Genomic DNA, 26,245 nt, shown 5'->3' on the forward strand with positions numbered 1-26,245 from the left:
GTGACCCTCTCTTGACCACCGTTCTGATCACCGGGGCCAGTGCCGGACTCGGCGCCGCCTTCGCCCGCGGCTTCGCGGCCAAGGGCTGCGAGCTCGTCCTGGTCGCCCGGGACAAGGACCGCCTCGAAGCCGTGGCCCGGGAGCTCGGCCGGGAGTTCGGTACGGCCAGCGAGGTGCTGCCCGCCGATCTGCTGGACCCGGCGGACTGCACGGCCGTCGCCGAGCGGCTCGCCGACCGGGACCGGCCCGTGGACATCCTGGTCAACAACGCGGGCTTCGGGCTCCCCGCACCGTTCCCGTACAGCCCGGTCGAGGACGAGGAGCGGCTGCTCGACCTGCTGGTGAGGGTCCCGCTGCGGCTCACCCACGCCATGCTGCCGGGGCTGCGCGCACGCCGCCGGGGCGCGGTGGTGAACGTCTCCTCGGTGGCCGGGCTGCTGCCGACCGGGACGTACGGGGCCGCCAAGGCCTGGGTCACCGCGTTCAGCGAGTCCCTGCGGGTGGACATGGCGCCGTACGGGGTCAGGGTCCTGGCGGTGGTCCCGGGGTTCACCCGCACCGAGTTCCAGGCGCGCGCCGGGATGGACGTCAGCTCCCTGCGCGAGGCGGTGTGGCTGGAGCCCGAGGCCGTGGTGGCCAAGGCCCTGCGGGACCTGGCCCTGCGCCGGCCGGTGAGCATCACCGGCCGGCGCTACCAGGCGTACGCGCTCGCCGTCCGGCACCTGCCGCGCGGCTTCGTGGCCGCCAGGCTCGCGCGTAAACGGCACGCGCCCGAGCAGTAGCGGCCGAAAGGCACGGCCTAGAGCTCGGTGACCTTGCCGTTCGCGACCTCCAGGCGGCGGGTCACGTGCACCGCGTCCAGCATCCGGCGGTCGTGGGTGACCAGCAGCAGCGTGCCCTCGTACGCGTCCAGGGCCGCCTCCAGCTGTTCGATCGCCGCGAGGTCCAGGTGGTTCGTGGGCTCGTCGAGCACCAGCAGGTTCACCCCGCGGCCCTGGAGCAGCGCCAGGGCCGCCCGGGTGCGCTCGCCGGGGGAGAGCGTGGCCGCGGGACGCAGTACGTGCGCCGCCTTCAGGCCGAACTTGGCCAGCAGGGTCCGCACTTCGGCCGGCTCGGTCTCCGGGACCGCCGCGCAGAAGGCCTCCAGCAGCGGCTCGTCCCCGAGGAAGAGCCCGCGCGCCTGGTCCACCTCGCCGACCAGCACGCCCGAACCGAGCGTGGCCGCACCGGAGTCGGGCGCCAGCCGGCCGAGGAGGACGGCGAGGAGCGTGGACTTGCCCGCGCCGTTGGCGCCGGTGATCGCCACCCGGTCCGCCCAGTCGATCTGCAGGCTGGCCGGGCCGAAGGAGAAGTCCCCGCGCCGCACTGACGCCTCGTTCAGGGTGGCGACGACCGAGCCGGAGCGCGGCGCCGCCGCGATCTCCATGCGCAGCTCCCACTCCTTGCGGGGCTCGTCGACGACTTCGAGCCGCTCGATGGCGCGCTGCGTCTGACGGGCCTTGGAGGCCTGCTTCTCGCTCGCCTCGCTGCGGAACTTCTTGCCGATCTTGTCGTTGTCCGTGGCCTTGCGGCGGGCGTTCTTGACGCCCTTGTCCATCCAGCCGCGCTGCATCTGGGCCCGGCCTTCGAGCGCCGAGCGCTTGTCCGCGTACTCGTCGTACTCCTCGCGGGCGTGCATACGGGCCCGCTCGCGCTCCTCCAGATAGGCGTCGTAGCCGCCGCCGTAGAGGTTGATCTGCTGCTGCGCCAGGTCGAGTTCGAGGACCTTGGTGACGGTCCGGGTCAGGAACTCGCGGTCGTGGCTGATCACGACGGTGCCCGCGCGCAGGCCCTTCACGAACTGCTCCAGGCGCTCCAGACCCTCCAGGTCCAGGTCGTTGGTCGGCTCGTCGAGCAGGAAGACGTCGTAGCGGGACAGCAGCAGCGAGGCGAGGCCGGCGCGGGCCGCCTGGCCGCCGGACAGCGCGGTCATCGGCAGGTCCAGGCTGACGGCCAGCCCGAGCTCGTCGGCGACCTCCTGGGCCCGCTCGTCGAGGTCGGCGCCGCCGAGGTTCAGCCACTGGTCCAGGGTCGTCGCGTACGCGTCGTCCGCGCCCGGGGTCCCGTCGACCAGGCCCTGGGTCGCCGCGTCCAGCGCCGCCTGGGCGGCGGCGACGCCCGTACGCCGGGCCAGGAAGTCCCGTACGGACTCCTCGGGGCGCCGCTCCGGCTCCTGGGGCAGATGGCCGACCGCGGCGGTGGGCGGGGAGAGCCGCAGCTCACCGGTCTCGGGCGTGTCCAGGCCGGCGAGCAGGCGCAGCAGGGTGGATTTTCCGGCGCCGTTGACGCCGACGAGGCCGATGACGTCGCCGGGGGCGACGACGAGGTCGAGATCGGCGAAGAGCGTGCGCTCACCGTGCGCGGCGGTGAGGTTCTTGGCGACGAGGGTTGCAGTCATGGTCCGTCGATCCTATCCGCGCGGCAGGTCATGGCCGTAAAGGTGGGATGAGCGTCATTGCGGCCACCGGCGGCCGCGTCACACCATGGGGTCATGTCGTTGCGAAACGTGCTCGTCGTCCTCTACGACGGCCTGCAGAGCCTGGACGTGACCGGCCCCGTGGAGGTGTTCGCCGCGGTCGGCCGCTTCCCTGAGCGGGCGCGGGCCGGGTACGCGATCCGTACGGTCTCTCCCGGCGGGGCGCCCGTGAGGACGAACAGCGGGCTCACTCTGGTGCCGGACGGGGACCTGGAGAGCGCTCGGCCCGGTGCGGGCACCACGCTGCTGGTGCCGGGCGGCCAGTACCGGGGGGACTTCGAGCCCCGGCTGACCGAGTGGCTGCGCGCCTACGGGGGTGGCGCGGAGCGGCTGGTGTCCGTCTGTACGGGCGGGCTGCTGCTGGCCGAGGCCGGGCTGCTGGACGGGCGGCGGGCCACGACGCACTGGTACGTGTGCGAGCAGATGGCCCGGGACTACCCGACGGTGACCGTCGAACCGGACCCGATCTACGTACGGGACGGCCCGGTGGCCACCTCGGCGGGGGTCACGGCCGGGATCGACCTCGCCCTGGCGCTGGTGGAGGAGGACCACGGGAGGGAGCTGGCGCTGCGCATCGCGCGGCACCTGGTGGTGTTCCTGCGCAGGCCCGGCAATCAGGCGCAGTTCAGCGCGCAGCTGGCGGCGCAGACCGCGCAACGGGAGCCGTTGCGCGAGGTACAGCAGTGGATCACCGAGCATCCGGGTGCGGACCTGGGCGTGGAGGCCCTGGCGGCGCGCGCCCGGCTCTCGCCGCGGCATTTCGCCCGGGCCTTCCAGGCGGAGACGGGGGTCACGCCCGGCCGCTACGTGGAGCGCGTACGGGTCGAGCACGCGCGGCGCCTCCTGGAGGACACGGGGGACGGGGTCGCCCAGATCTCCCGGGCCTGCGGCTACGGCACCCCGGAGGCGCTGCGCCGGGCCTTCGTGAAAACCCTGGGCCAGCCCCCGGCCGAGTACCGCCGCCGCTTCGGTCCCGACCCCGCGTAGCCGCCCCGATACCTCAACGCCCCGATTCCTCACCGCCCGGACTCTTCACCACCCCGACTCCCACCACTCCGGAGGAAACATGCAGATCGCCGTACTGCTCTACGACCGGTTCACCGCGCTCGACGCCATCGGCCCCTTCGACACCCTCGGGCGGCTGCCCGACGCCGAGGTCGTGTTCGTCTCGCAGCGGCCCGGGCCGGTACGGACCGACAGCGGGGCGCTCGCGCTCGTCGCCGACAAGGGGCTCGACGAGGTGACCCGGCCCGACATCGTCGTCGTACCCGGCGGGCCGCACCCCGAGCTGGAGATGGAGAACCCGGCCGTCGTCGACTGGCTGCGCACCGTCGACGCCACCACCACCTGGACCACCTCCGTCTGCACCGGCTCGCTCCTGCTGGCCGCCGCCGGGCTGCTCAAGGGGCGGCGCGCCGCCAGCCACTGGCTCTACCTGGACCGGCTGCCCGCCTTCGGCGCCGAGCCCACCGGCGAGCGCGTCGTGTACGACGGGAAGTACGTCACCGCCGCCGGGGTGTCCTCCGGCATCGACATGGGCCTCGGCCTCCTCGGCCGGATCGCCGGAGACGAGTACGCCCAGACGATCCAGCTGATGACCGAGTACGACCCGCAGCCGCCCTACGACGCCGGCTCGCCGGACAAGGCCCCGGCGGAGATCGTGGCGCGGCTGCGCGGGCTCAGCGCCCGCCAGGACCTCTCGTAGCGTCCCCGGCGGTCCAGCCGAACGACGGCGTACGGCGTCCCAGGAACGCGGCGACACCCTCCGCGGTGTCGCCGCTCGCGGCCGCCTGCTGCGCCCAGTACGCGTCCCGGTCCGTCCGCCCGTCGGCGAACTCCTTGGCCGCCGCCTGCGTCAGCCGGGAGCGGGTGCTCAGGACGCGGGCGAAGTCCGCCACGCGCTTGTCCAGTTGCCCGGCCGGCAGCAGCTCGTTCAGGAAGCCGGCCCGCAGCGCGTGCTCCGCGTCGATCAACTCCGCCGAGAAGAGCAGGTACTTGGCCACCGCCGGGCCGACCAGCGCGGCCAGCCGGCGGGTCGAGGACGCGGGGTAGACGATGCCCAGCTTCGCCGGGGTCACCCCGAACGACGCCCCCTCCTCCGCGAAGCGCAGGTCACAGGCCGCCGCCAGCTGGCTGCCGCCGCCCACGCAGAATCCGCGGACCGCCGCGAGCGTCGGCTTCGGGAAGGCGGCCAGGGCCTCCTCCGCCGCCACGGCCAGTGCCTGCGGGTCCTCGTCCCCGGCCAGCGAGGAGATGTCGGCCCCCGCGCAGAAGGTCGGTCCGGCCCCGGTCAGGACGAGCACCCGTACGGCCGGATCGGCCGCGAGCCCGTCCAGTACCTCCGGGAGCGCCCGCCACATCGCCGCGGTCATGGCGTTGCGCTTGGCGGGATGCGAGATGACGACCGTGGCGACCCCGTCGGCGACGGTGTGCAGGAGGGCTGCTTCCTGGGCTGCGTCCATGCGCCGGATGCTATCCCGGTCGGCCGATCCTGTGATCAAGGGGAGGTTCTACGCCGGCTTCGCCACGCTGACCACCATGTTCCTCATCGGCGGGCTGTTCCGGCCGGTCGGCGGTCCGGGGAGCGAGGCCGGGAAAGGTCCCACAGAAGACCAGGAACGGTCGCACAACTGACGCTGTCATACGCCAACGGTCAGAAAGCGTCCGATTGACGCTGACTTCTGGTCAGAGGTCCGGTCCGGACCAGTCCGCTCCCCACTCTTGACGCGTGGAGACGATCGAGCGTGAAGACGGGGGCCGGAAGATGGATGTCAGCGGGAGCGTCCCGCCAGCCAAGGAGGGGGAGCCGGCCGCCCCGGCCGACCCCCTCGCCTACGAAGGCGTGTGGCGGTTCACCGTGCCCGCTGTAGAAGAATCCGTTCCGCAGGCCCGCAGGGCCGTCCGCGACCTGCTGGGCCGCCAGGGCGTGCCCGCCGACCGGGACCTCGTGTACTCGCTGCTGCTGATCGTCTCCGAACTGGTGACGAACTCGGTCCGGCACGCGGCCCTGCTCTCGCCGGAGGTCGCGGTCGAGGTCGCCATCGGCCGGGACTGGGTACGGGTGGCGGTCGAGGACAACCACCCGTACCGCCCCAAGGCGCTGGAGGCGGATTTCGGCCAGACCGGCGGCCGGGGCCTGCTCCTGGTGCGCGAGGTCACACGGGAGTCCGGCGGGGTCTGCGACGTCGAGCACACCTCGACGGGCGGCAAGGTCATCTGGGCGGCCCTGCCGCTCGCCGCACCCGCGGTCTGAGACGGCGTACGGGCTACCAGCCCGCGGCATCCCCGGTCAGTTCGCGGATCGCGGGCCGGGCCGCGTCCAGCACGGTCATGAACCAGGCGGAGAACGGAACCTCGGCATGCCGCTTGGCCAGCTCCTCGGCGGTCACGAACGCGGTGTCCCCGACCTCCTCCGGATCCGGCCGCAGCTGCGACTGCGCAAGTCCCACGAAAAGGTGGTTGTACTCCTGCTCCACCAGACCCGACGCGGGGTCCGGGTGGTTGTAGCGCACGGTTCCCGCCTCCGCGAGCAGCGAGGGCGACAGGCCCAGCTCCTCGTGGGTCCGCCGGGCCGCCGCCGCGAACGGCGACTCCCCGGGATAGGGGTGACCGCAGCAGGTGTTCGACCAGACGCCGGGGGAGTGGTACTTCCCGAGGGCCCGCTGCTGGAGCAGCAGGCGGCCCTGCTCGTCGAAGAGGAACACGGAGAAGGCCCGGTGCAGCAGACCGGGCGCCTGATGGGCGGAGAGCTTCTCCGCCGTGCCGATGGTGTTGCCGGACTCATCGACCAGTTCGAGCATGATCGGTTCCTGAGTGCCGGTGCCGGGGGACGCGGTGTTCGCGGCGGTGGCTGGTGTGGTCGGCATACCCATCCTTCGCTTCGGACTTCGACCTTCAGTCTGCCGTACAAAAGAGGCTTGTCCCCACTTCGGCCATCCGCGCATGTCCGCCCGCGCAGCGTGGTAAGCGGCGGTGGCGGAGCACCCGTGCTCCCCGGGTTTGTGGTATCTCACCGCGATCGTCAATGATGATCGCGCCGGGGCCCCAAGCCCCGGAATCTTCGGCTTATCGGAGAGTAAACGGGTGGTGAACCCCCGCTTCCATCGATCCGATAGCCTCTGCCGACGTGCCGCCGCCCCCACAGGGGCGCCCGTCCAGTGTTCGCTGCAAGGAGTGAGTCCGTCTGTCGACCGTCATCCTCACCGGCCTGCCGGTCCCCGGATCACCGCTCGCCGACGAGCTGCGCTCCCTCGGCTTCGACGTCCGCCCGGCCGCCGGTCCTGAAGCGACCGCCGAGGTGCTGGCCGGCGTACCCGCCGACCAGCGCGTCGCCGTCGTCGACAGCGCCTTCGTCGGGCACGTCCACGCCCTGCGGCTCGCGCTGACCGACCCGCGCTTCGACGCCTGCGGCGTGACCGGCGCCTTCGCGGTCCAGTCGGGTGCCCGCGCGACCCTGGACAAGGCCGCGGCCCTCCCGGCGGAGGGTGACGGCCCGTACGCGGACCGGCTCGCCGCCGCCGTCGAGGCCGCCGGGACCCCCGTCCACCGCCCCGAGCTCGGCACCCTGGTCGCCGCGGTCCCCGCCACCGACGCCGAGCGCGCCGCGGCGGACGCCGCCGTGGCCGCCGTGGACGACGAGGCCGTACGGCTGCGCACCGCCGTGAAGTCCCGCGACGGGTTCTTCACCACCTTCTTCATCAGCCCGTACTCGCGCTACATCGCCCGCTGGTGCGCGCGCCGCGGCCTGACCCCGAACCAGGTCACCACCGCCTCCCTGATCACCGCGCTGATCGCGGCCGCCTGCGCCGCCACCGGCGAGCGCGGCGGCTACATCGCGGCCGGTGTGCTGCTCCTCGTCTCCTTCGTCCTGGACTGCACGGACGGGCAGCTCGCCCGCTACTCGCTCCAGTACTCGACGATGGGCGCCTGGCTCGACGCCACCTTCGACCGCGCGAAGGAGTACTCCTTCTACGCGGGCCTCGCGCTGGGCGCGGCCAGGAACGGCGACGACGTGTGGGCCCTCGCGCTCGGCGCGATGATCCTCATGACCTGCCGCCACGTCGTGGACTTCGCCTTCAACGAGGCCAACCACGACGCCACGGCGAACACCAGCCCCACGGCCGCCCTGTCCGACAAGCTCGACAGCGTCGGCTGGACGGTCTGGGTCCGGCGGATGATCATCCTGCCGATCGGCGAGCGCTGGGCCATGATCGCGGTGCTCACCGCGGCCACCACCCCCCGGATCGTCTTCTACGCCCTGCTCATCGGCTGCACCTTCGGCGCCCTCTACACCACCGCCGGCCGGGTGCTGCGCTCGCTGACCCGCAAGGCCGTCCGTACCGACCGGGCCGCCCAGGCGCTGGCCGACCTCGCCGACTCCGGCCCGCTGGCATCGATCGGCACGGGCCTGGCCAAGGGGCGGCCCGTCGCCCCGCTGGCGATGGCCCTGATCGGCTCCGTCCTCGTCATCGGCGGGGCCGCGCTGAGGCCGTACGGCACCGTCGCACTGATCGGGTCCGCGGTGTTCTACGTCATAGCCGCCGGTGCGGCGGTCTCCCGCCCGCTCAAGGGGGCGCTGGACTGGCTCATCCCGCCGGTGTTCCGCTGCGCCGAGTACGTGACCGTGCTGGCGCTCGCTGTGCGTGCCGACGTCCCCGGGGCCCTTCCGGCCGCATTCGGACTGGTCGCGGCGGTCGCCTACCATCACTACGACACGGTCTACCGCATCCGCGGCGGCTCGGGCGCGCCGCCCAGGTGGCTGGTGTGGACGATCGGCGGGCAGGACGGCCGGGTCCTGCTGGCCGTGGTCCTGGCCGCGGTCCTGCCCCGTGACACGTTCCCCGTCGCGCTCACGGCCCTGGCCGTGTTCGTGGCACTGGTGGTGCTCGTGGAGAGCATCCGCTTCTGGGTCTCCTCCGGGGCACCCGCCGTACATGACGAAGGAGAACCAGCATGATCGGCCTTGTACTCGCTGCCGGTGCCGGACGCCGCCTGCGTCCCTACACCGACACCCTGCCCAAGGCCCTCGTGCCCGTCGGCCCCGAAGGCGCCGAGGACAGCCTGACCGTGCTGGACCTCACCCTCGGCAACTTCGCCGAGGTCGGCCTCACCGAGGTCGCGATCGTCGTCGGCTACCGCAAGGAGGCCGTGTACGAGCGCCGCGAGGCCCTGGAGGCCAAGTACGGGGTCAAGATCACGCTGATCGACAACGACAAGGCCGAGGAGTGGAACAACGCCTACTCCCTGTGGTGCGCCCGTGACGTCCTGAAGCAGGGTGTGATCCTCGCCAACGGCGACACCGTCCACCCGGTCTCCGTCGAGCGGACCCTGCTCGACGCCCGCGGCAACGGCCAGAAGATCATCCTCGCCCTCGACGCGGTCAAGAGCCTGGCCGACGAGGAGATGAAGGTCGTCGTCGACGGCGCCAAGGGCGTGCAGAAGATCACGAAGCTGATGGAGCCGTCCGACGCCACGGGCGAGTACATCGGCGTCACCCTCATCGAGCCGGAGGCCGCCGAGGCCCTCGCCGCGGCGCTGAAGACCACCTTCGAGCGCGACCCCGACCTGTACTACGAGGACGGCTACCAGCAGCTCGTCAACGACGGCTTCGTCATCGACGTGGCCCCCATCGGCGACGTCAAGTGGGTCGAGATCGACAACCACGACGACCTCGCCAAGGGCCGGACGATCGCATGCCAGTACTGACGAGGCTCATCCCCTCCCCGGTCGTCGTCGACATCAGCCGCGGCGCCATGGACGACCTGGCCGGCCTCCTGGCCGACCAGCGGATCTCGGCGTCCGGCAAGCTGGCGATCGCGATCAGCGGCGGCTCCGGCCAGCTGCTCCGCTCCAAGCTGGAGCCCGTACTGCCGCACGCCGACTGGTACCCGGTCGCCGACGGCACCATCGACTCCGCCGTCAAGCTGGCCGACGACATAAAGGGCCGTCGCTACGACGCCGTCGTCGGCCTGGGCGGCGGCAAGATCATCGACGTGGCGAAGTACGCCGCGGCGCGGGTCGGGCTGCCCATGGTGGCCGTCGCCACCAACCTGGCGCACGACGGCATCTGCTCGCCCGTGGCCACGCTGGACAACGACAACGGGCGCGGCTCCTACGGCGTGCCCACGCCGATCGCGATGGTCATCGACCTCGACGTGATCCGCGACGCCCCGGTGCGGTTCGTACGCTCCGGCATCGGCGACGCGCTCTCCAACATCTCGGCCATCGCCGACTGGGAGCTCTCGCACAAGATCACCGGGGAGCCCGTGGACGGCCTGGCCGCCGCCATGGCCCGTACGGCCGGCGAGGCCGTCCTGCGCCACCCCGGCGGCTGCGGCGACGACACGTTCCTCACCGTGCTCGCCGAGGCCCTGGTGCTCACCGGCATCGCCATGTCGATCAGCGGGGACACCCGGCCGGCGTCCGGCGCCTGCCACGAGATCAGCCACGCCTTCGACCTGCTCTACCCGGGGCGCTCCGCGCTCCACGGCGAGCAGGTCGGCCTCGGCGCCGCCTTCGCGATGTTCCTGCGCGGCGCCGACGAGCAGGCCGGGCTGTTCGTCGAGTCACTGCGCGGCCACGGACTGCCCGTGCTGCCCGCCGAGATCGGGTTCAGCGTGGACGAGTTCGTCGCGGCCGTCGAGTACGCCCCCCAGACCCGTCCGGGACGCTTCACGATCCTGGAGCACCTCAATCTGTCCGCAGCCGAGATCAGGGACGCTTACGCCGACTATGCCAAGACCATCCGTAGCTGAACTCCGGCCCGTCGTTCACCCGCCGGGCGTCAAGGACCGGCGCAGTGGCGAGCACTGGGGCGGTCGCCTGTACATGCGCGAGATCTCCCTGCGCATCACCCGCGTCCTGGTGAACACCAAGGTCACGCCCAACCAGCTGACCTACGTGATGACCCTCGCCGGTGTCCTGGCCGCCCCGGCCCTGCTCGTGCCGGGCATCCTGGGCGCCGTCCTCGGCGTGGTCGCGGTCCAGATGTACCTGCTGCTCGACTGCGTCGACGGTGAGGTCGCCCGCTGGAAGAAGCAGTTCTCCCTCTCCGGGGTGTACCTGGACCGCGTCGGCGCCTACCTGTGCGACGCGGCGGTCCTCGTCGGCTTCGGCCTGCGCGCCTCGGACCTGTGGGGCACCGGCCGGATCGACTGGCTGTGGGCTTTCCTGGGCACCCTCGCGGCCCTCGGCGCCATCCTGATCAAGGCCGAGACCGACCTGGTCGGCGTCGCCCGGCACCAGACGGGCAAGGAGCCCGTCGCCGAGGCCGCCGCCGAGCCGCGCTCCTCCGGCATGGCGCTCGCCCGCCGGGCCGCGTCCGCGCTCAAGTTCCACCGGCTCGTCCTCGGCATCGAGGCCTCGCTGCTCATCCTGCTGCTGGCGATTCTGGACCAGATGCGGGGCGACCTGTTCTTCACGCGGCTCGGCGTCGCCGTGCTCGCCGGCATCGCGATGCTCCAGACGGTGCTGCACCTGGTGTCGATCCTGGCCTCCAGCAGGCTCAAGTGACGACGCCGATGCGGCTGGGCGCCGTGATCATCACCATGGGCAACCGCCCCGACGAGCTCAAGGCGCTCCTCGACTCGGTGGCCCGCCAGGAGGGCGACCCGGTCGAGGTCGTCGTCGTGGGCCAGGGCGTCCAGGTCACCGGGCTGGAAGGTCTGCTGCCGGGTCTGCGCACCGTCGAGCTGCCCGAGAACCTGGGCATCCCCGGCGGCCGCAACGTCGGCATCGAGGCCTTCGGCCCCGGCGGCAGCGAGGTCGACGCCCTGCTCTTCCTCGACGACGACGGGCTGCTGGAGCGCACCGACACCGCCGAGCTGTGCCGGCAGGCCTTCGCGGAGGACCCCCGGCTCGGGATCGTCAGCTTCCGGATCGCCGATCCGGAGTCCGGCGAGACCCAGCGCCGGCACGTGCCCCGGTTGCGCGCCTCGGACCCGATGCGCTCCTCCCGCGTGACCACCTTCCTGGGCGGCGCCAACGCCGTCCGCACGTCGGTGTTCAAGCAGGTCGGAGAGTTGCCGGGGGAGTTCTTCTACGCGCACGAGGAGACCGATCTGGCCTGGCGGGCGCTCGACGCAGGGTGGCTGATCGACTACCGGGCGGACATGGTGCTCCTGCACCCGACGACCGCCCCCTCCCGGCACGCCGTCTACCACCGTATGGTTGCCCGTAACCGGGTGTGGCTCGCCCGCCGTAACCTGCCCGCTCCGCTGGTCCCGGTCTACCTGGGCGTCTGGCTCCTGCTGACGCTCCTGCGCAGGCCCTCGGCGCCGGCGCTCAAGGCCTGGTTCGGTGGGTTCAAAGAGGGATGGACCACCCCCTGCGGTCCCCGGCGCCCCATGAAGTGGCGTACGGTCTGGCGGCTGACCCGGCTGGGCCGACCGCCTGTCATCTGACACGCTCGCGTCTGAGAACATGACGCGGTCACGGAACATACGTGATCACGGAACATGCACGTTCTCGGGCCGAGCGCCCCAGGCCCGATGCCACCTTCTGCCGCATCTTGAAGACGGAAAGTTTCAACTTGTGAGTGACACAACCCAGGATGGCGCCCTCGCCACGAGCAAGCCGCCGTCCGAAGACGCGGGGCTGACCCCGGCGGAGCTCGCCAGGAAGTACGGCCTGTCCGTCAGCGGTGCCCGGCCGACCCTGGCCGAGTACGTGCGGCAGCTGTGGGACCGGCGCCACTTCATCATGGCGTTCTCCCGGGCCAAGCTGATGGCCCAGTACAGCGAGGCGAGGCTCGGCCAGATCTGGCAGGTGGCCACCCCGCTGCTCAACGCGCTGGTGTACTACCTGATCTTCGGCCTGATCCTGAACGCGGGCCGGGGCATGGAGAAGGGGGTCTACATCCCCTTCCTGGTGACGGGCATCTTCGTCTTCACCTTCACCCAGAGCTCGCTGATGGCGGGAGTCCGGGCCATCCCCGGAAACCTCGGCCTGGTCCGCGCCCTGCACTTCCCGCGGGCCTCCCTGCCGATCTCCTTCTCGATGCAGCAGCTCCAGCAGCTGCTGTACTCGATGATCGTCGTGGTGGTCGTCACGGTCGGCTTCGGCAACTACCCGAGGCTGTCGTGGCTGCTGGTCATCCCGACCCTGGCGCTCCAGTTCGTCTTCAACACCGGCCTCGCGCTGGTCTTCGGGCGAATGGGTTCCAAGACCCCCGACCTCGCGCAGCTGATGCCGTTCATCACGCGTACGTGGATGTACGCCTCGGGCGTCATGTTCTCGATCAGCGGGGCGCTCAAGGAGCGGGACGTGCCCGCGTGGGTCTCGGACGTGCTCCAGTGGAACCCCGCGGCGATCTACATGGACCTGGTCCGGTTCGCGCTGATCGACGACTACGGCCCGGAGAACCTGCCGCCGCACGTCTGGGCCTTCGCCGTCGGCTGGGCCGTCGTGATCGGCCTCGGCGGTTTCGTGTACTTCTGGAAGGCTGAGGAGCGTTACGGCCGTGGCTGAGAACTACCGGGGCGACGTCCCCACCGTCATCGCCGACGACGTGCACATCGTCTACCGCGTCAACACCGGCAGCTCCGGCAGGGGCAGCGCCACCGCCGCGCTGAGCAAGATAATGCGCCGGGGCAAGGGCGATGCGCCGGGCGTGCGCCGGGTCCACGCCGTGCGCGGCGTCTCCTTCACGGCGTACCGCGGCGAGGCCATCGGCGTCATCGGCTCCAACGGCTCCGGCAAGTCCACCCTGCTGCGTGCCATCGCGGGGCTGCTGCCCTGCGAGTCCGGCAAGGTCTACACCGACGGCCAGCCCTCGCTGCTGGGTGTCAACGCCGCGCTGATGAACGACCTCACCGGTGAGCGCAACGTGGTCCTCGGCGGTCTCGCGATGGGAATGAGCCGCGAGCAGATCCGGGAGCGCTACGACGACATCGTCGACTTCTCGGGCATCAACGACAAGGGCGATTTCATCTCCCTTCCGATGCGCACGTACTCCTCCGGTATGGCGGCGCGCCTGCGCTTTTCCATTGCCGCGGCCAAGGACCACGACGTCCTGATGATCGACGAGGCCCTGGCCACCGGTGACCGGAAGTTCCAGGTGCGTTCCGAGGAGCGCATCCGCGAACTGCGCAAGCACGCCGGAACCGTTTTCCTGGTGAGCCACAACAACAAGTCCATCCGCGACACCTGCAGCCGCGTGCTGTGGCTGGAGAAGGGTGAGCTGCTGATGGACGGGCCCACCGAGGAAGTCGTCTCGGCCTACGAGAAGGCGACCAGCGCCTGACCGCGGTCTTCGCCGGCCCCCGTCGCTCCGAGCGGTGGGGGCTTCGGCATGTCCGGGGCGCCCGGGGCCGACATTCGGTAGCGGAGTGAATACCCGAGAGGCTGCCGCGGCGTTGTACAGCGTAAGCTGGAGCAGTCCTGAATCACGCCAGAGGGGACGATTCCCCGCAGGTGAACGGCCTGGGGTACCCCGGGGAAAGTCCGGCGGCGTGTCCGAAATAGGATGTATTGGGTCGGCAGTGTAGAACGGGAGACGTGACGGCAATGGCTACGGGAATTCTCCGGCCCCCAGGCATTACGGCCGTCCCCCGCGCGGGCGGCGGGCGGTGACCGCCGGGCACGGTATCCGGCCACACCGGGACGCGGCCCCCACAGCCCCCGACGCCCGAGCCCACGCGTACGCCACCCTCGGCAAGGCGCGCGAGGAGAACTTCCCCGTCGCCCCGTCCTTCCTCCCGCGCGCCTGGCGCGACGGCCTCATGGCGGTGTACGGGTACGCCCGCCTGGTCGACGACATCGGCGACGGCGACCTCGCCCCCGGCGGACACGACGCCGTACTCCTCGGCCTCGACCCGGCCGCGGCGGACGAACCGCTCGCCATGCTCGACGCCCTCGAAGCCGACCTGCAGCGCGTCTTCGGCGGCTCCGGCGGCGGGCCGCGCCACCCCCTCCTGCAGGCGCTGCGGCCCGTGGTCCGCGCCCACGGCCTCACCCCCGAGCCCTTCCTCGGGCTCATCGAGGCCAACCGCCAGGACCAGCGCGTCAAGCGCTACGAGACGTACGGCGAACTCCTCGCGTACTGCGAGCTGTCCGCGAACCCCGTCGGCCGCCTCGTGCTGTCCCTCACCGGCACCAGCACCCCCGAGCGGATCCGCCGCTCCGACGCCGTCTGCACCGCCCTGCAGATCGTCGAACACGTACAGGACGTCACGGAGGACCTCGGCCGCGACCGGATCTACCTCCCGGCCGAGGACATGCGCCGCTTCCGCGTGGCCGAAACCGACCTCAAGGCCCACCGCGCCGGCGCCTCCGTGCGCTCCCTGGTCGCGTTCGAAGCCGAACGCGCCCGGGACCTGCTGAATGAAGGCACCCCGCTCGTGGGTAGCGTGCACGGCAGGCTCCGGCTGCTGCTCGCGGGCTTCGTGGGAGGAGGGCGTGCCGCCCTGCGAGCCGTCACCGCCGCCGGCTTCGACGTACTTCCCGGCCCGCCCAAGCCCACCAGGAGCGGCCTGCTCCGCGAGGTGGCCGCCGTCCTGCGCACAGCGCCGAGAAAGGGGTGAGCCCGACCGTGGAGGGTTCCGCACACACGTCCGCACCGTCCGCAGCGGTCCTGGCGGCGTACAGCTACTGCGAGGCCATCACCGGTTCCCAGGCGCGCAACTTCGCGTACGGCATCCGGCTGCTGCCCTCCGACAAGCGGCAGGCGATGTCCGCTCTGTACGCGTTCTCCCGGCGCGTCGACGACATCGGCGACGGCACGCTCGCCCCCGAGGCCAAGTTCGTCCGGCTGGAGGAGACCCGCGCCCTCCTCGGCCGGATCCGGGCCGAGGAGATCGACGAGGACGACACCGACCCGGTCGCCGTCGCCCTCTCCCACGCCGCCGGCCGCTTCCCGATCCCGCTCGGCGGCCTCGACGAGCTCATCGACGGCGTCCTCATGGACGTCCGCGGCGAGACCTACGAGACCTGGGACGACCTCAAGGCCTACTGCCGCTGCGTGGCCGGAGCCATCGGGCGGCTCTCCCTCGGCGTGTTCGGAACCGTGCACACCGGCGGCCTCGGCGCCGCCGACGCCGCGCGGGCCGGCGAGTACGCCGACACCCTCGGCCTCGCCCTCCAGCTCACCAACATCCTGCGCGACGTCCGCGAGGACGCCGCCAACGGACGCACCTACCTGCCGGCCGAGGACCTCGCCAAGTTCGGCTGCTCGGACGGGTTCGGAAGCGACCGGATGCCCGCCGGGGCCGACTTCGCCGGGCTCGTCCACCACGAAGTGCGGCGCGCCCGGGCCCTGTTCGTCGAGGGCTACCGGCTGCTGCCCATGCTCGACCGGCGCAGCGGCGCCTGCGTCGCCGCCATGGCCGGCATCTACCGGCGCCTGCTCGACCGCATCGAGCGCGAGCCCGAGGCCGTGCTCCGCGGCCGCGTCTCGCTGCCCCCGCACGAGAAGGCGTACGTCGCCGTGCGCGGCCTGTCCGGCCTCGACGCCCGGACCATCTCCCGCCAGAGCACGCGGAGGCGCGCGTGATCCGGCCGACGCCCCCGCCCGCCGCGCCCCTCACGGCGGACGCAACCTCCTTCCGTACGGCCGCGTCCCTCCAGGCGTGCGCCGCAGGGCACGGCACCCGGGAGGGCTCATGAACGGCAGCGACGACCGCGCCGTCGTCATCGGCGGCGGGCTCGCCGGAGTGAGCGCCGCGCTCGAACTCGCCGACGCGGGCCTCAAGGTCACCCTGCTCGAAGGCCGCCCCCGGCTCGGCGGGCTCGCCTTCTCCTTCAAGCGCGGCGACCTCACCGTCGACAACGGCCAGCACGTCTACCTGCGCTGCTGCACCGCCTACCGGTGGTTCCTCGACCGCGTCGAGGGCGCCGCCCTCGCCCCCGTCCAGGACCGGCTCGACGTACCCGTACTCGACGTCGCCCACCCCGCCGGCCCCCGCCTGGGCCGGCTGCGCCGCAGCGCCCTGCCCGTACCCCTGCACCTGGCGGGCTCCCTCGCCCGCTACCCGCACCTCTCGCTCGCCGAGCGGGTGAGCGTCGGCCGCGCCGCCCTCGCGCTGCGCCGGCTCGACCCCGCCGACCCGGCGCTGGACGGCCTGGACTTCGCGACCTGGCTCGGCCGCTACGGCCAGAGCCCGCGCACCATCGAGGCCCTCTGGGACCTCGTCGGCATCGCCACCCTCAACGCCACCGCCGGACAGTCCTCGCTGGGCCTGGCCGCCATGGTCTTCAAGACCGGCCTGCTCTCCGAGAACGGCGCCGCCGACATCGGCTGGGCCACCGTCCCGCTCGGCGACCTGCACGACACCCTCGCCCGCAAGCAACTCGACGCGGCCGGCGTACGCACCGAGCTGCGCACCCGCGTCACCTGCATCTCCCGTATCCAGGACGGGAACTGGCGGGTCGACACCGAGAGCGGGTCCCTCGACGCCGGCACCGTCGTCCTCGCCGTCCCGCAACGCGAGGCGCACGCACTGCTGCCGCCCGGAGCCCTGGCCGACCCCGACAAGCTCCTCGACATCGGCACCGCGCCCATCCTCAACGTTCACGTCGTCTACGACCGCAAGGTGCTCAAGCAGCCCTTCTTCGCCGCACTCGGCTCCCCGGTCCAGTGGGTCTTCGACCGCACCGACGCCTCCGGGCTGCCCGACGGCGGCCAGTACCTGGCGCTGTCCCAGTCGGCCGCCCAGGACGACATCGACGAGCCCGTCTCGGTGCTGCGCGCCAAGTACCTGCCCGAGCTGGAACGGCTGCTGCCGGCCGCGCGCGGCGCCAAGGTACGGGACTTCTTCGTGACCCGGGAGCGGACCGCCACGTTCGCCCCCACCCCCGGCGTCGGCCGGCTGCGCCCCGGGGCGCGGACCGACACGCCGGGCCTCTACCTCGCCGGTGCGTGGACCGCCACCGGTTGGCCCGCGACCATGGAGGGCGCTGTCCGCAGCGGACTGAGCGCGGCGCACGCCGCACTCGCCGCACTCGGCCGCCACCGGGAGCACCCCCTGCAGGAGGCGGCATGACGACCACCAGCACGACCGCAGCAACACGTACAGGACACAGAGGAGAGCCAGTGAACCCGGGGAATCCGGCTGTCGAGAACACGGACGCCGGCAACGGCGCAGCCGGCGGGGGCGTCGAGAAGGCGGACACGCTCGCACTCCTGGAGCGCGGCCGCGCGCTGTCGACCCCCGTGCTCCGCGCCGCGGTCGACCGGCTCGCGGCGCCCATGGACACCGTCGCCGCGTACCACTTCGGCTGGATCGACGCCCAGGGCAACGCGGCGGACGGCGACGGCGGCAAGGCCGTGCGCCCCGCCCTCGCGCTGCTCTCCGCGGAGGCCGCGGGGGCCGCGGCCGAGGTCGGCATCCCGGGCGCCGTGGCCGTCGAGCTCGTCCACAACTTCTCGCTGCTCCACGACGACCTGATGGACGGCGACGAGCAGCGCCGCCACCGCGACACGGTGTGGAAGGTGCACGGCCCGGCGCTGGCGATCCTGGTCGGCGACGCGCTGTTCGCCCTAGCCAACGAGGTCCTGCTGGAACTCGGCACCGCCGAGGCCGGCCGCGCCGCGCGCCGCCTGACCACAGCCAGCCGCAAGCTCATCGACGGCCAGGCCCAGGACATCTCCTACGAGCACCGCGAGCGCGTCAGCGTCGAGGAGTGCCTGGAGATGGAGGGCAACAAGACCGGCGCCCTGCTCGCCTGCGCGGTCTCCATCGGCGCCGTGCTCGGCGGCGCGGACGACCGTACGGCCGACAAGCTGGAGGAGTACGGCTACCACCTCGGCCTCGCCTTCCAGGCCGTCGACGACCTCCTCGGCATCTGGGGCGACCCGGAGGCCACCGGCAAGCAGACCTGGAGCGACCTGCGCCAGCGCAAGAAGTCCCTGCCGGTCGTCGCCGCCCTCGCGGCGGGCGGACCCGCCTGCGAGGAGCTCGCCGAGCTGCTCGCCGCCGACGCCAAGAGCAACGACTTCGAGAACTTCTCGGAGGAGGAGTTCGCGGCGCGCGCCGCGCTCATCGAGGCCGCGGGCGGCCGCGAGTGGACCGCCGAGGAGGCGCGCCGCCAGCACGCGATCGCCATCCGCGCCCTGGACGACGTGGACATGCCGCAGCGGGTGCGCGAACAGCTCGTCGCGCTCGCCGACTTCGTCGTCGTGCGCAAGAGGTGACCGCCACCCGAGCAGGGATATGACTCGCGAGTCGCCGGCCGGCGCCGCCTGACAGCAGCGCCCGGCCGACGGCATACCCCAGCACAGCAGAGGACCACTGCCACGTAAGGGGAAGCCATGACAGCGACGACCGACGGCGCCGGTACCCCCGGCGCCGACCCGGCTGACACCGCGCCCGCGCCCGGGCCCGCCCACCTGCGGGGGGCCCAGGAGGCCGCCGCGCGGGCGACCCGGCACCTGCTGGCCCGCCAGGACGCGGCCGGCTGGTGGAAGGGCGACCTGGAGACCAACGTCACCATGGACGCCGAGGACCTTCTGCTGCGGCAGTTCCTCGGGATCCGGGACGAGCCCACCACGCAGGCCGCAGCCCTCTTCATCCGCGGCGAACAGGGCGCGGACGGCACCTGGGCCACCTTCCACGGCGGACCGCCCGAACTCTCCGCCACCATCGAGGCGTACGTCGCCCTGCGGCTCGCCGGCGACGCGCCGGACGCCCCGCACATGGCCCTCGCCTCGGCCTGGATCCGGGCCCACGGCGGCATCGCCGCCGCCCGCGTCTTCACCCGGATCTGGCTGGCCCTCTTCGGCTGGTGGAGCTGGGACCACCTGCCCGAACTCCCGCCCGAGCTGGTCTTCCTGCCGCCGTGGGTGCCGCTGAACATCTACGACTTCGGCTGCTGGGCCCGCCAGACCATCGTCCCGCTGACCGTGGTCTCCGCGAAGCGGCCCGTCCGCCCGGCCCCGTTCGCCCTCGACGAGCTGCACACCGACGCGCGGCGCCCGTACCCCGTCGCCGAGCGCCCGGCCCCGCTGGCCAGTTGGGAGGGTGCCTTCCAGCGGATGGACAAGGCCCTGCACGTCTACCGCAGGTTCGCCCCGCGCCGGCTGCGCAAGGCCGCGATGGACTCCGCCGCCCGCTGGATCATCGAGCGGCAGGAGAACGACGGCTGCTGGGGCGGGATCCAGCCACCCGCCGTGTACTCCGTCATCGCCCTGCACCTCCTCGGGTACGACCTCGCCCACCCGGTGATGCGGGCGGGGCTGGAGTCCCTGGACCGGTTCGCGGTGTGGCGCGAGGACGGTGCCCGGATGATCGAGGCCTGCCAGTCCCCGGTCTGGGACACCTGCCTCGCCGCCATCGCCCTGGCCGACGCGGGCCTGGCGCCCGACCACCCGGCCCTGGTGAAGGCCGCCGACTGGATGCTCGGCGAGGAGATCGTCCGCACCGGCGACTGGGCGGTGCGCCGGCCCGGACTTGCCCCGGGCGGCTGGGCGTTCGAGTTCCACAACGACACCTACCCCGACATCGACGACACCGCCGAGGTGGTGCTCGCGCTGCGCCGGATCAGGCACCCGGAGCCGGCCCGGGTCGAGGCGGCCATCGCCCGCGGGGTGTCCTGGAACCTGGGGATGCAGTCGAAGAACGGTGCCTGGGGCGCCTTCGACGCCGACAACACCAGCCCCTTCCCGAACCGGCTGCCGTTCTGCGACTTCGGCGAGGTCATCGACCCGCCGTCGGCCGACGTCACCGCACACGTGGTGGAGATGCTCGCCGTCGAGGGCAAGGCCGCCGACCCGCGGACCCGGCGCGGCATCGCCTGGCTGCTCGCCGAACAGGAGCCCACCGGCGCCTGGTTCGGCCGCTGGGGCACCAACTACGTGTACGGGACCGGGTCGGTGGTCCCGGCCCTGACCGCCGCGGGCCTGGCTCCGGCGCATCCCGCGATCCGGCGGGCCGTGCGCTGGCTGGAATCCGTACAGAACGAGGACGGCGGGTGGGGCGAGGACCAGCGCTCGTACAAGGACCCGCAGTGGGCCGGGAAGGGGGCCTCGACCCCCTCGCAGACGGCGTGGGCGCTGATGGCTCTGCTCTCGGCGGGGGAGCGGGACGGCAAGGCCGTCCTGCGCGGCATCGCCTACCTGGTGGAGACCCAGCGCGGGGACGGCTCCTGGGACGAGCCGTACTTCACCGGTACCGGGTTCCCGTGGGACTTCTCCATCAACTACCACCTGTACCGGCAGGTGTTCCCGCTCACCGCGCTCGGCCGCTACCTGTACGGGGAACCCTTCGCGCCCGGGGAGGCCTGATGGCCGGCGCCGCCCGGGCCGGCGGACCCGTACCGTCCGAGCCGCCCGCACCGCTGCTGGTCGCCTGCGCGCTGCGCATCGAGCAGGCGGCCCTGCGCAGCGGCGGCGGCCGCGGCGCAGCCCGGCCCGAACCGGGCTACGCCGTGCTCCGTACGGGCATGGGCCCGCGCGCAGCCGAGCGGGCCGTCGGCCGGGCGCTCGCCGAGCCCGGGCTGCGCCGGTCCCCGGTCCTGGCCACCGGGTTCTGCGCCGGGCTGGTCCCCGGCATGAGCCCCGGCGACCTGGTCGTCGCCGAGGAGACCCGGGATCCGCGGGGCACCGTCACGTGCGCCGGCACCGCCCTGCTCGCCGAGGCACTGGCCCGGGCCGCTCCCGGCCGGACCGTGCACACCGGCGCACTGACCGGATCCGACCATGTCGTCCGCGGCCAGGAGCGCGCCGAGCTGCGCGCCACCGGTGCCATCGCGGTCGACATGGAGTCCGCGGCCACCCTGTGGACGGCCACCCGGGCCGCCGCGGATGGCTGGAACCGTCCGGTTGCGGCCGTCCGGGTGATCGTGGACGCTCCGGAGCATGAGCTCGTCCGCATCGGCACGTTCCGCGGTGGAATATCGGCCTTCCGCGTATTGCGTGCCGTACTGCCCGCGTTTTATGACTGGCACCGTTCTTTGCTGCTCCCCAGGAGGTGAGCCAGATGGCCATGCCGCTGCGACAGTCCATCAGGGTCGGAACGTATCTTCTCGAACAGAAGCTCCGCAAGCGTGAGAAGTTCCCGCTGATCGTCGAGCTGGAACCGCTCTACGCCTGCAATCTGGCGTGCGAGGGGTGCGGGAAGATCCAGCACCCGGCGGGCGTGCTCAAGCAGCGCATGCCGGTGGCCCAGGCGGTCGGCGCCGTCCTGGAGTCCGGCGCGCCGATGGTGTCCATCGCGGGCGGCGAGCCCCTGATGCACCCGCAGATCCACGAGATCGTCCGGCAGTTGGTGGCGAAGCGGAAGTACGTGTTCCTGTGCACCAACGCGATGCTGCTGCGCAAGAAGATCGAGAAGTTCACCCCGTCCCCGTACTTCGCCTTCGCGGTGCACATCGACGGACTGCGTGAACGCCACGACGAGTCCGTGGCCAAGGAAGGCGTCTTCGACGAGGCGGTCGCCGCCATCAAGGAGGCGAAGAGGCGCGGGTTCCGGGTCACCACCAACTCCACCTTCTTCAACACCGACACCCCGCAGACGATCATCGAGGTGCTCAACTACCTCAATGACGACCTCAAGGTCGACGAAATGATGATCTCGCCCGCCTACGCCTACGAAAAGGCCCCCGACCAGGAGCACTTCCTGGGGGTCGAGCAGACCCGGGAACTCTTCAGGAAGGCGTTCGCGGGCGGAAACCGGCGGCGCTGGCGGCTCAACCACTCCCCGCTGTTCCTGGACTTCCTGGAGGGCAAGGTGGATTTCCCCTGCACCGCCTGGGCCATTCCGAATTACTCCCTCTTCGGCTGGCAGCGCCCCTGCTATCTGATGAGCGACGGGTACGTGCCCACGTACCGGGAACTGATCGAGGAAACCGACTGGAGCAAGTACGGCCGCGGAAAGGACCCGCGCTGCGCGAACTGCATGGCGCACTGCGGCTACGAGCCCACCGCCGTCCTCGCCACCATGGGCTCCCTCAAGGAATCCCTGCGCGCCGCCCGTGAGACGGTCTCGGGGAACCGGGAGAAGCCGTGACCGGTTTCGACCTCCGCGCCCTGCTGGACGAGCGGGGCGCGGAACGGTACGAGCTCCACGCGCGCCACCTCAACCACCAGCTGCCCCGGATGCTGCACACGATCGGCTTCGACAAGGTCTACGTACGGGCCGAGGGCGCGCACTTCTGGGACGCCGAGGGCAACGACTACCTGGACATGCTGGCCGGGTTCGGGGTGATGGGCCTGGGCCGGCACCACCCGGTGGTCCGCCGGGCCCTGCACGACGTCCTGGACGCGCAGCTCGCCGATCTGACCCGCTTCGACTGCCAGCCGCTGCCCGGGCTGCTGGCCGAGAAGCTGCTCTCGTACAGCCCGCACCTGGACCGGGTCTTCTTCGGCAACAGCGGCACCGAGGCGGTGGAGACGGCCCTCAAGTTCGCCCGGTACGCAACGGGGCGGACCAGGGTCCTCTACTGCGACCACGCCTTCCACGGGCTGACCACGGGCTCGCTGTCGGTCAACGGGGAGGGCGGCTTCCGGGACGGCTTCGCGCCGCTGCTGCCCGATACGAAGATCCCCCTCGGGGACCTGGCCGCCCTGGAGCGGGAGCTGAAGCGGGGCGACGTCGCCGCCTTCGTCGTCGAACCGATCCAGGGCAAGGGCGTGCTCGCGGCCCCGCCCGGATTCCTGCGCGCGGCGCAGGAGCTGCTGCACCGGCACAAGGCCCTGCTGATCGCGGACGAGGTGCAGACGGGCCTCGGCCGGACCGGCGATTTCTACGCGTACCAGCACGAGCCGGGCGTGGAGCCGGACCTGGTGTGCGTGGCCAAGGCCCTTTCGGGCGGCTACGTGCCGGTGGGCGCGACCCTGGGCAAGGACTGGATCTTCAAACGCGTCTACTCGTCCATGGACCGGGTGCTGGTGCACTCCGCCAGCTTCGGCTCCAACGCGCAGGCGATGGCGGCCGGGCTGGCGGTGCTCTCCGTCATGGAGGACGAGTCGGTGGTCGCGAACGCGCGCGCGATGGGCGACCTGCTGCGCGGGCGGCTCGCCGCGCTCGTGGACGAGTACGAGCTGCTCCACGACGTGCGCGGGCGCGGCCTGATGATCGGGATCGAGTTCGGGCGGCCGTCCTCGCTCGGGCTGCGCAGCCGGTGGGCCATGCTCCAGGCGGCCCGCAAGGGGCTCTTCGCGCAGATGGTCGTGGTGCCGCTGCTGCAGAAGCACCGGATCCTGACACAGGTGTCGGGCGACCATCTGGAGGTCATCAAGCTCATCCCGCCGCTGATCGTGGACGAGGGGGACGTGGACCGGTTCGTCGGGGCCTTCCGCGAGGTCATGGACGAGGCGCACGGCGGGGGCGCCCTGATGTGGGACTTCGGCAGGACGCTGGTGAAGCAGGCCGTCGGCGGCGGCTGACGGCCTGCTCCTCTTCGCGGGGGCGGCTCAGTCGAGCAGCCGGTCCCGCAGCCGGCCGAGGGTCTCGGGCGTGAGCCCCAGGCCCTCGGCGAGGTACCGGTCGACCCCGCCCCAGTGCTGGTCGATGGTGTCGAAGGCTCCCGTCAGGTACTCGGCGCGGGCGTCGAAGAGCGGCGCGAGCAGCTCCATCACCTCGGGGGAGCGGGCCTCGGGCGCTTCGCTGCCGCGGCGCACCCGGTATCGGCGGTGCGGGGCGTTGGACTCCAGGTAGTCCGCCACGATCGCCTCGCGCTCGACGCCCAGCGCGAGCAGGGTGACGGCGATCGACAGGCCGGCCCGGTCCTTGCCGGCCGCGCAGTGCATGAGCGCAGGGACGCTGTCCTCGGCGAGGGCGTGCACGACCCGGCTGTGCTCGGCGGTGCGGTTCTCGATCATCGCGCGGTACGAGTTGGCCATCCGCTCGGCGGCCTTCCCCCCGCCGAGGAGTCCGCGGAGCTGTTCGACGCCGCCGTCGCGGACCATCTTCCAGAACTCCTTGCCGTCGGCCGGATCCGACAGCGGGATGTTGACGTTCCGTACTCCGGGGAGCTCGACGTCGGGCCCCTCCAGGGCGTGGTCGGCGGCGTTGCGGAAGTCGAAGACGGTGTGCAGGCCGAGCGATGCGAGGAATTCTGCATCGGTTTCGGTGGCATGTGCCAGATGTCCGCTACGGAACAGTTTTCCCGGCTTGACCGTCCGCCCGTCGGTGGTCGGGAGGCCGCCCACGTCACGGAAGTTGCGCACTTCCGCGAGCTCGGGCTCCGGTACGGGCTCCGTCCGCGGGGGCCGGGGTATCTGCTGGGTCACGGGAACTCCTCCGCATCGTCGTGGTCTGTCCGAATTGCACTGCTTGGGACCAACTTGCCATAACCGGAGGCGAGATCGGGCGCGGCCCCGTGAGCCAGATCATACGGTGACCGTGAGTGCCTGATCGTCGAAGCGGAATGGCCCGGCCGGGGCGGTTGTCGGCGCCGGGGAATTGACGGAGGGTGACCGGAATTCCGGCGGATTCCGGCTTCTGTGAATCCGTCAGGAAATTCGTGGCTTGTTCGGTGCGGCTCAACTCGATTACCTTCGCGATCGATCCGGATGGACCGCCGAATCCTGCCGCCGTCCGGAAACCGCACCCGACTATTCACGCGCGCGGCAGGAGCGGGGGAACCAGGTAGGCCGCTGTTCCCGATCATTCGCATCGGAGCAGCTCGGGGTGAAGCCGTCCATGTTCTGTTCATGTACGGCCGGACATCTCCAGTCCGAACCCGACAGCTCACCTCGCAGGCGACGGAGAGGAATTCGCCATGCCTGCAAAGGGTAAGCACCGACGTCCCAAGTCCCGTTCCATGGCGCGCGGCTTCGCCGTCGCGGGCACCGGCGGTGCGGCCCTCGCGCTGCCGCTGCTGGGCGCGGCCGGCGCCCACGCGGCCGGCGCCCCGGCCGCCGCACCCGCAGCGGCTCCCGTGCAGGCACCGCAGCTTCCGGCGGCGCTCCAGGCCGCGCCCGCCGCCGCCGAGCAGGGCTCGCCGGCCACTTCGGCCGTCTACACGGTCGTGCCGGGTGACTACCTCTCCAAGATCGCCCAGGACCGCCACCTCTCGGGCGGCTGGCAGCGGCTGTACGCCGACAACCGCGAGGCCGTCGGCGCCGACCCCTCGCTGATCCACCCCGGGCTGAAGCTGACCCTCGACGCGAAGGGCGAGGCGGCCCCGGCTCCCGCGGAGAAGGCGGCCCCGGCCCCGGCGAAGAAGTCCTCGGACTCGGGTGCGGACTCGGCCTCGGACGCCAAGGGCTCCACGGATGCCAAGGGCGCCGCGGACGCCGCGCCGGCCCCCGCCGCCGCGCCCGCCAAGAAGAACACCGCCGCCAAGCCCGCCGCCGGTACGGTCAGCGCCGCCGGTTTCGTCGCCCCCGTCAGCGGTGGCGGGATCTCCACCCAGTACAAGACCCCAGGCGCCATGTGGTCCAGCGGTTACCACACCGGTGTCGACTTCATCGCGAGCTCCGGCACCACCGTCCGCGCCGTCGGCGCGGGCACCGTGGTCTCCGCCGGCTGGGGCGGCGCGTACGGCAACGAGGTCGTCATCCGGCACGCGGACGGCAAGTACTCCCAGTACGGCCACCTGTCCCAGCTCTCCGTCTCGGTCGGCCAGAGCGTCACCGGCGGCCAGACCATCGGCCTCTCCGGCTCCACCGGCAACTCGACCGGCCCGCACCTGCACTTCGAGATCCGCACCGGGCCGTCCTACGGCTCGGACATCGACCCGCTGGCCTACCTCCGCTCGAAGGGTGTGAGCATCTGACGGCTTCCGCCGTCGGAGAGGCAGCCGGACACGTGAGGCCGGGACCCGAGGGGGGTCCCGGCCTCACGCGCTGTT

General features: G+C 72.0%; 24 protein-coding genes and 1 riboswitch. Of the genes, 20 read left to right on the forward strand and 4 right to left on the reverse strand.

What is annotated here, in order from left to right; genetic code table 11:
- Window positions 1-11 precede the first annotated feature (11 nt).
- Entirely contained in the window at window positions 12-782 is a 771-nt protein-coding gene (locus OG509_RS30665; protein ID WP_387282383.1) for an SDR family NAD(P)-dependent oxidoreductase, read from the forward strand.
- A gap of 17 nt (window positions 783-799) precedes the next feature.
- Here OG509_RS30665 and OG509_RS30670 read toward each other — a convergent pair whose 3' ends face one another.
- The gene (locus OG509_RS30670) at window positions 800-2,437 is read right to left on the reverse strand and encodes an ABC-F family ATP-binding cassette domain-containing protein (protein ID WP_406185854.1); all 1,638 of its coding nucleotides are present in this window, start codon (window positions 2,435-2,437) and stop codon (window positions 800-802) included.
- A gap of 93 nt (window positions 2,438-2,530) precedes the next feature.
- Between OG509_RS30670 and OG509_RS30675 the strand changes: the two genes are divergently transcribed.
- Complete coding sequence (locus OG509_RS30675) at window positions 2,531-3,502, forward strand: GlxA family transcriptional regulator (RefSeq protein WP_406185856.1); 972 nt, start codon at window positions 2,531-2,533, stop codon at window positions 3,500-3,502.
- A gap of 79 nt (window positions 3,503-3,581) precedes the next feature.
- Window positions 3,582-4,220 carry a DJ-1/PfpI family protein gene (locus OG509_RS30680; protein WP_406185858.1) on the forward strand — a complete coding sequence of 213 codons (639 nt, stop codon included), beginning with the start codon at window positions 3,582-3,584 and terminating at the stop codon, window positions 4,218-4,220.
- Here the strand turns inward: OG509_RS30680 and OG509_RS30685 are convergent.
- On the reverse strand, window positions 4,195-4,977 hold the full coding sequence (locus tag OG509_RS30685) for an enoyl-CoA hydratase/isomerase family protein (protein ID WP_406185860.1): 783 nt from the start codon (window positions 4,975-4,977) through the stop codon (window positions 4,195-4,197). The two genes, OG509_RS30680 and OG509_RS30685, sit on opposite strands and share 26 nt — an antisense overlap.
- 302 nt (window positions 4,978-5,279) lie before the next feature.
- Here OG509_RS30685 and OG509_RS30690 point away from each other — a divergent pair, with 302 nt between their 5' ends.
- Window positions 5,280-5,768: an ATP-binding protein gene (locus OG509_RS30690; RefSeq protein WP_051696465.1), complete on the forward strand. Its 489-nt coding sequence runs from the start codon at window positions 5,280-5,282 to the stop codon at window positions 5,766-5,768.
- Window positions 5,769-5,781: 13 nt separating this feature from the next.
- Here the strand turns inward: OG509_RS30690 and idi are convergent, their stop codons facing one another.
- Window positions 5,782-6,381 carry an isopentenyl-diphosphate Delta-isomerase gene (idi, locus tag OG509_RS30695; protein ID WP_385580742.1) on the reverse strand — a complete coding sequence of 200 codons (600 nt, stop codon included), beginning with the start codon at window positions 6,379-6,381 and terminating at the stop codon, window positions 5,782-5,784.
- Between the two features lie 317 nt (window positions 6,382-6,698).
- Between idi and OG509_RS30700 the strand changes: the two genes are divergently transcribed.
- From OG509_RS30700 to OG509_RS30770, 15 genes are all read left to right on the forward strand, one after another.
- Window positions 6,699-8,471, forward strand: a complete 1,773-nt coding sequence (locus tag OG509_RS30700; RefSeq protein WP_406187725.1) for a DUF5941 domain-containing protein — start codon at window positions 6,699-6,701, stop codon at window positions 8,469-8,471.
- Window positions 8,468-9,220 carry a sugar phosphate nucleotidyltransferase gene (locus OG509_RS30705; RefSeq protein WP_406185861.1) on the forward strand — a complete coding sequence of 251 codons (753 nt, stop codon included), beginning with the start codon at window positions 8,468-8,470 and terminating at the stop codon, window positions 9,218-9,220. The genes OG509_RS30700 and OG509_RS30705 overlap by 4 nt, the downstream gene beginning before the upstream one ends.
- Window positions 9,208-10,269, forward strand: a complete 1,062-nt coding sequence (locus OG509_RS30710) for an iron-containing alcohol dehydrogenase family protein (protein ID WP_053689224.1) — start codon at window positions 9,208-9,210, stop codon at window positions 10,267-10,269. Before OG509_RS30705 ends, OG509_RS30710 begins: the two co-directional genes overlap by 13 nt.
- Entirely contained in the window at window positions 10,247-11,026 is a 780-nt protein-coding gene (locus OG509_RS30715; protein WP_385580751.1) for a CDP-alcohol phosphatidyltransferase family protein, read from the forward strand. The genes OG509_RS30710 and OG509_RS30715 overlap by 23 nt, the downstream gene beginning before the upstream one ends.
- Window positions 11,027-11,034: 8 nt before the next feature.
- The gene (locus tag OG509_RS30720; RefSeq protein ID WP_385580923.1) at window positions 11,035-11,916 is read left to right on the forward strand and encodes a glycosyltransferase family 2 protein; all 882 of its coding nucleotides are present in this window, start codon (window positions 11,035-11,037) and stop codon (window positions 11,914-11,916) included.
- 130 nt (window positions 11,917-12,046) lie between these two features.
- Window positions 12,047-12,982, forward strand: a complete 936-nt coding sequence (locus OG509_RS30725; protein WP_385580754.1) for an ABC transporter permease — start codon at window positions 12,047-12,049, stop codon at window positions 12,980-12,982.
- Window positions 12,975-13,757 carry an ABC transporter ATP-binding protein gene (locus OG509_RS30730; protein ID WP_385580757.1) on the forward strand — a complete coding sequence of 261 codons (783 nt, stop codon included), beginning with the start codon at window positions 12,975-12,977 and terminating at the stop codon, window positions 13,755-13,757. Before OG509_RS30725 ends, OG509_RS30730 begins: the two co-directional genes overlap by 8 nt.
- Before the next feature lie 343 nt (window positions 13,758-14,100).
- On the forward strand, window positions 14,101-15,036 hold the full coding sequence (hpnC, locus tag OG509_RS30735) for a squalene synthase HpnC (RefSeq protein WP_406187726.1): 936 nt from the start codon (window positions 14,101-14,103) through the stop codon (window positions 15,034-15,036).
- Window positions 15,033-16,004 (forward strand): presqualene diphosphate synthase HpnD, encoded by a 972-nt coding sequence (hpnD, locus tag OG509_RS30740; protein ID WP_406185862.1) that lies wholly within the window; start codon window positions 15,033-15,035, stop codon window positions 16,002-16,004. The genes hpnC and hpnD overlap by 4 nt, the downstream gene beginning before the upstream one ends.
- Before the next feature lie 109 nt (window positions 16,005-16,113).
- Window positions 16,114-17,493: a hydroxysqualene dehydroxylase HpnE gene (gene hpnE, locus OG509_RS30745; protein ID WP_406185863.1), complete on the forward strand. Its 1,380-nt coding sequence runs from the start codon at window positions 16,114-16,116 to the stop codon at window positions 17,491-17,493.
- Between the two features lie 50 nt (window positions 17,494-17,543).
- Window positions 17,544-18,644 carry a polyprenyl synthetase family protein gene (locus OG509_RS30750; protein WP_406185864.1) on the forward strand — a complete coding sequence of 367 codons (1,101 nt, stop codon included), beginning with the start codon at window positions 17,544-17,546 and terminating at the stop codon, window positions 18,642-18,644.
- 117 nt (window positions 18,645-18,761) lie between these two features.
- On the forward strand, window positions 18,762-20,732 hold the full coding sequence (gene shc / locus OG509_RS30755) for a squalene--hopene cyclase (RefSeq protein WP_406185865.1): 1,971 nt from the start codon (window positions 18,762-18,764) through the stop codon (window positions 20,730-20,732).
- A complete protein-coding gene (locus OG509_RS30760) occupies window positions 20,732-21,421 on the forward strand; it encodes a 1-hydroxy-2-methyl-2-butenyl 4-diphosphate reductase (RefSeq protein ID WP_406185867.1) in 690 nt (229 codons plus the stop codon). Before shc ends, OG509_RS30760 begins: the two co-directional genes overlap by 1 nt.
- A gap of 5 nt (window positions 21,422-21,426) precedes the next feature.
- On the forward strand, window positions 21,427-22,455 hold the full coding sequence (hpnH, locus tag OG509_RS30765) for an adenosyl-hopene transferase HpnH (protein ID WP_406185868.1): 1,029 nt from the start codon (window positions 21,427-21,429) through the stop codon (window positions 22,453-22,455).
- Window positions 22,452-23,834 carry an aspartate aminotransferase family protein gene (locus OG509_RS30770; protein WP_406185869.1) on the forward strand — a complete coding sequence of 461 codons (1,383 nt, stop codon included), beginning with the start codon at window positions 22,452-22,454 and terminating at the stop codon, window positions 23,832-23,834. The genes hpnH and OG509_RS30770 overlap by 4 nt, the downstream gene beginning before the upstream one ends.
- A 27-nt stretch (window positions 23,835-23,861) precedes the next feature.
- On the opposite strand, the gene OG509_RS30775 is transcribed toward OG509_RS30770, so the two are convergent.
- The gene (locus tag OG509_RS30775; RefSeq protein WP_406185871.1) at window positions 23,862-24,680 is read right to left on the reverse strand and encodes a tyrosine-protein phosphatase; all 819 of its coding nucleotides are present in this window, start codon (window positions 24,678-24,680) and stop codon (window positions 23,862-23,864) included.
- 278 nt (window positions 24,681-24,958) lie between these two features.
- A riboswitch (cyclic di-AMP (ydaO/yuaA leader) is annotated at window positions 24,959-25,167 on the forward strand.
- A gap of 4 nt (window positions 25,168-25,171) precedes the next feature.
- On the opposite strand from OG509_RS30775, the gene OG509_RS30780 reads away from it, so the two are divergent.
- Complete coding sequence (locus OG509_RS30780) at window positions 25,172-26,170, forward strand: peptidoglycan DD-metalloendopeptidase family protein (RefSeq protein WP_406185872.1); 999 nt, start codon at window positions 25,172-25,174, stop codon at window positions 26,168-26,170.
- Window positions 26,171-26,245: the final 75 nt, after the last annotated feature.

This window comes from Streptomyces sp. NBC_01006 (assembly GCF_045162725.1).
GTDB lineage: Bacteria > Actinomycetota > Actinomycetes > Streptomycetales > Streptomycetaceae > Streptomyces.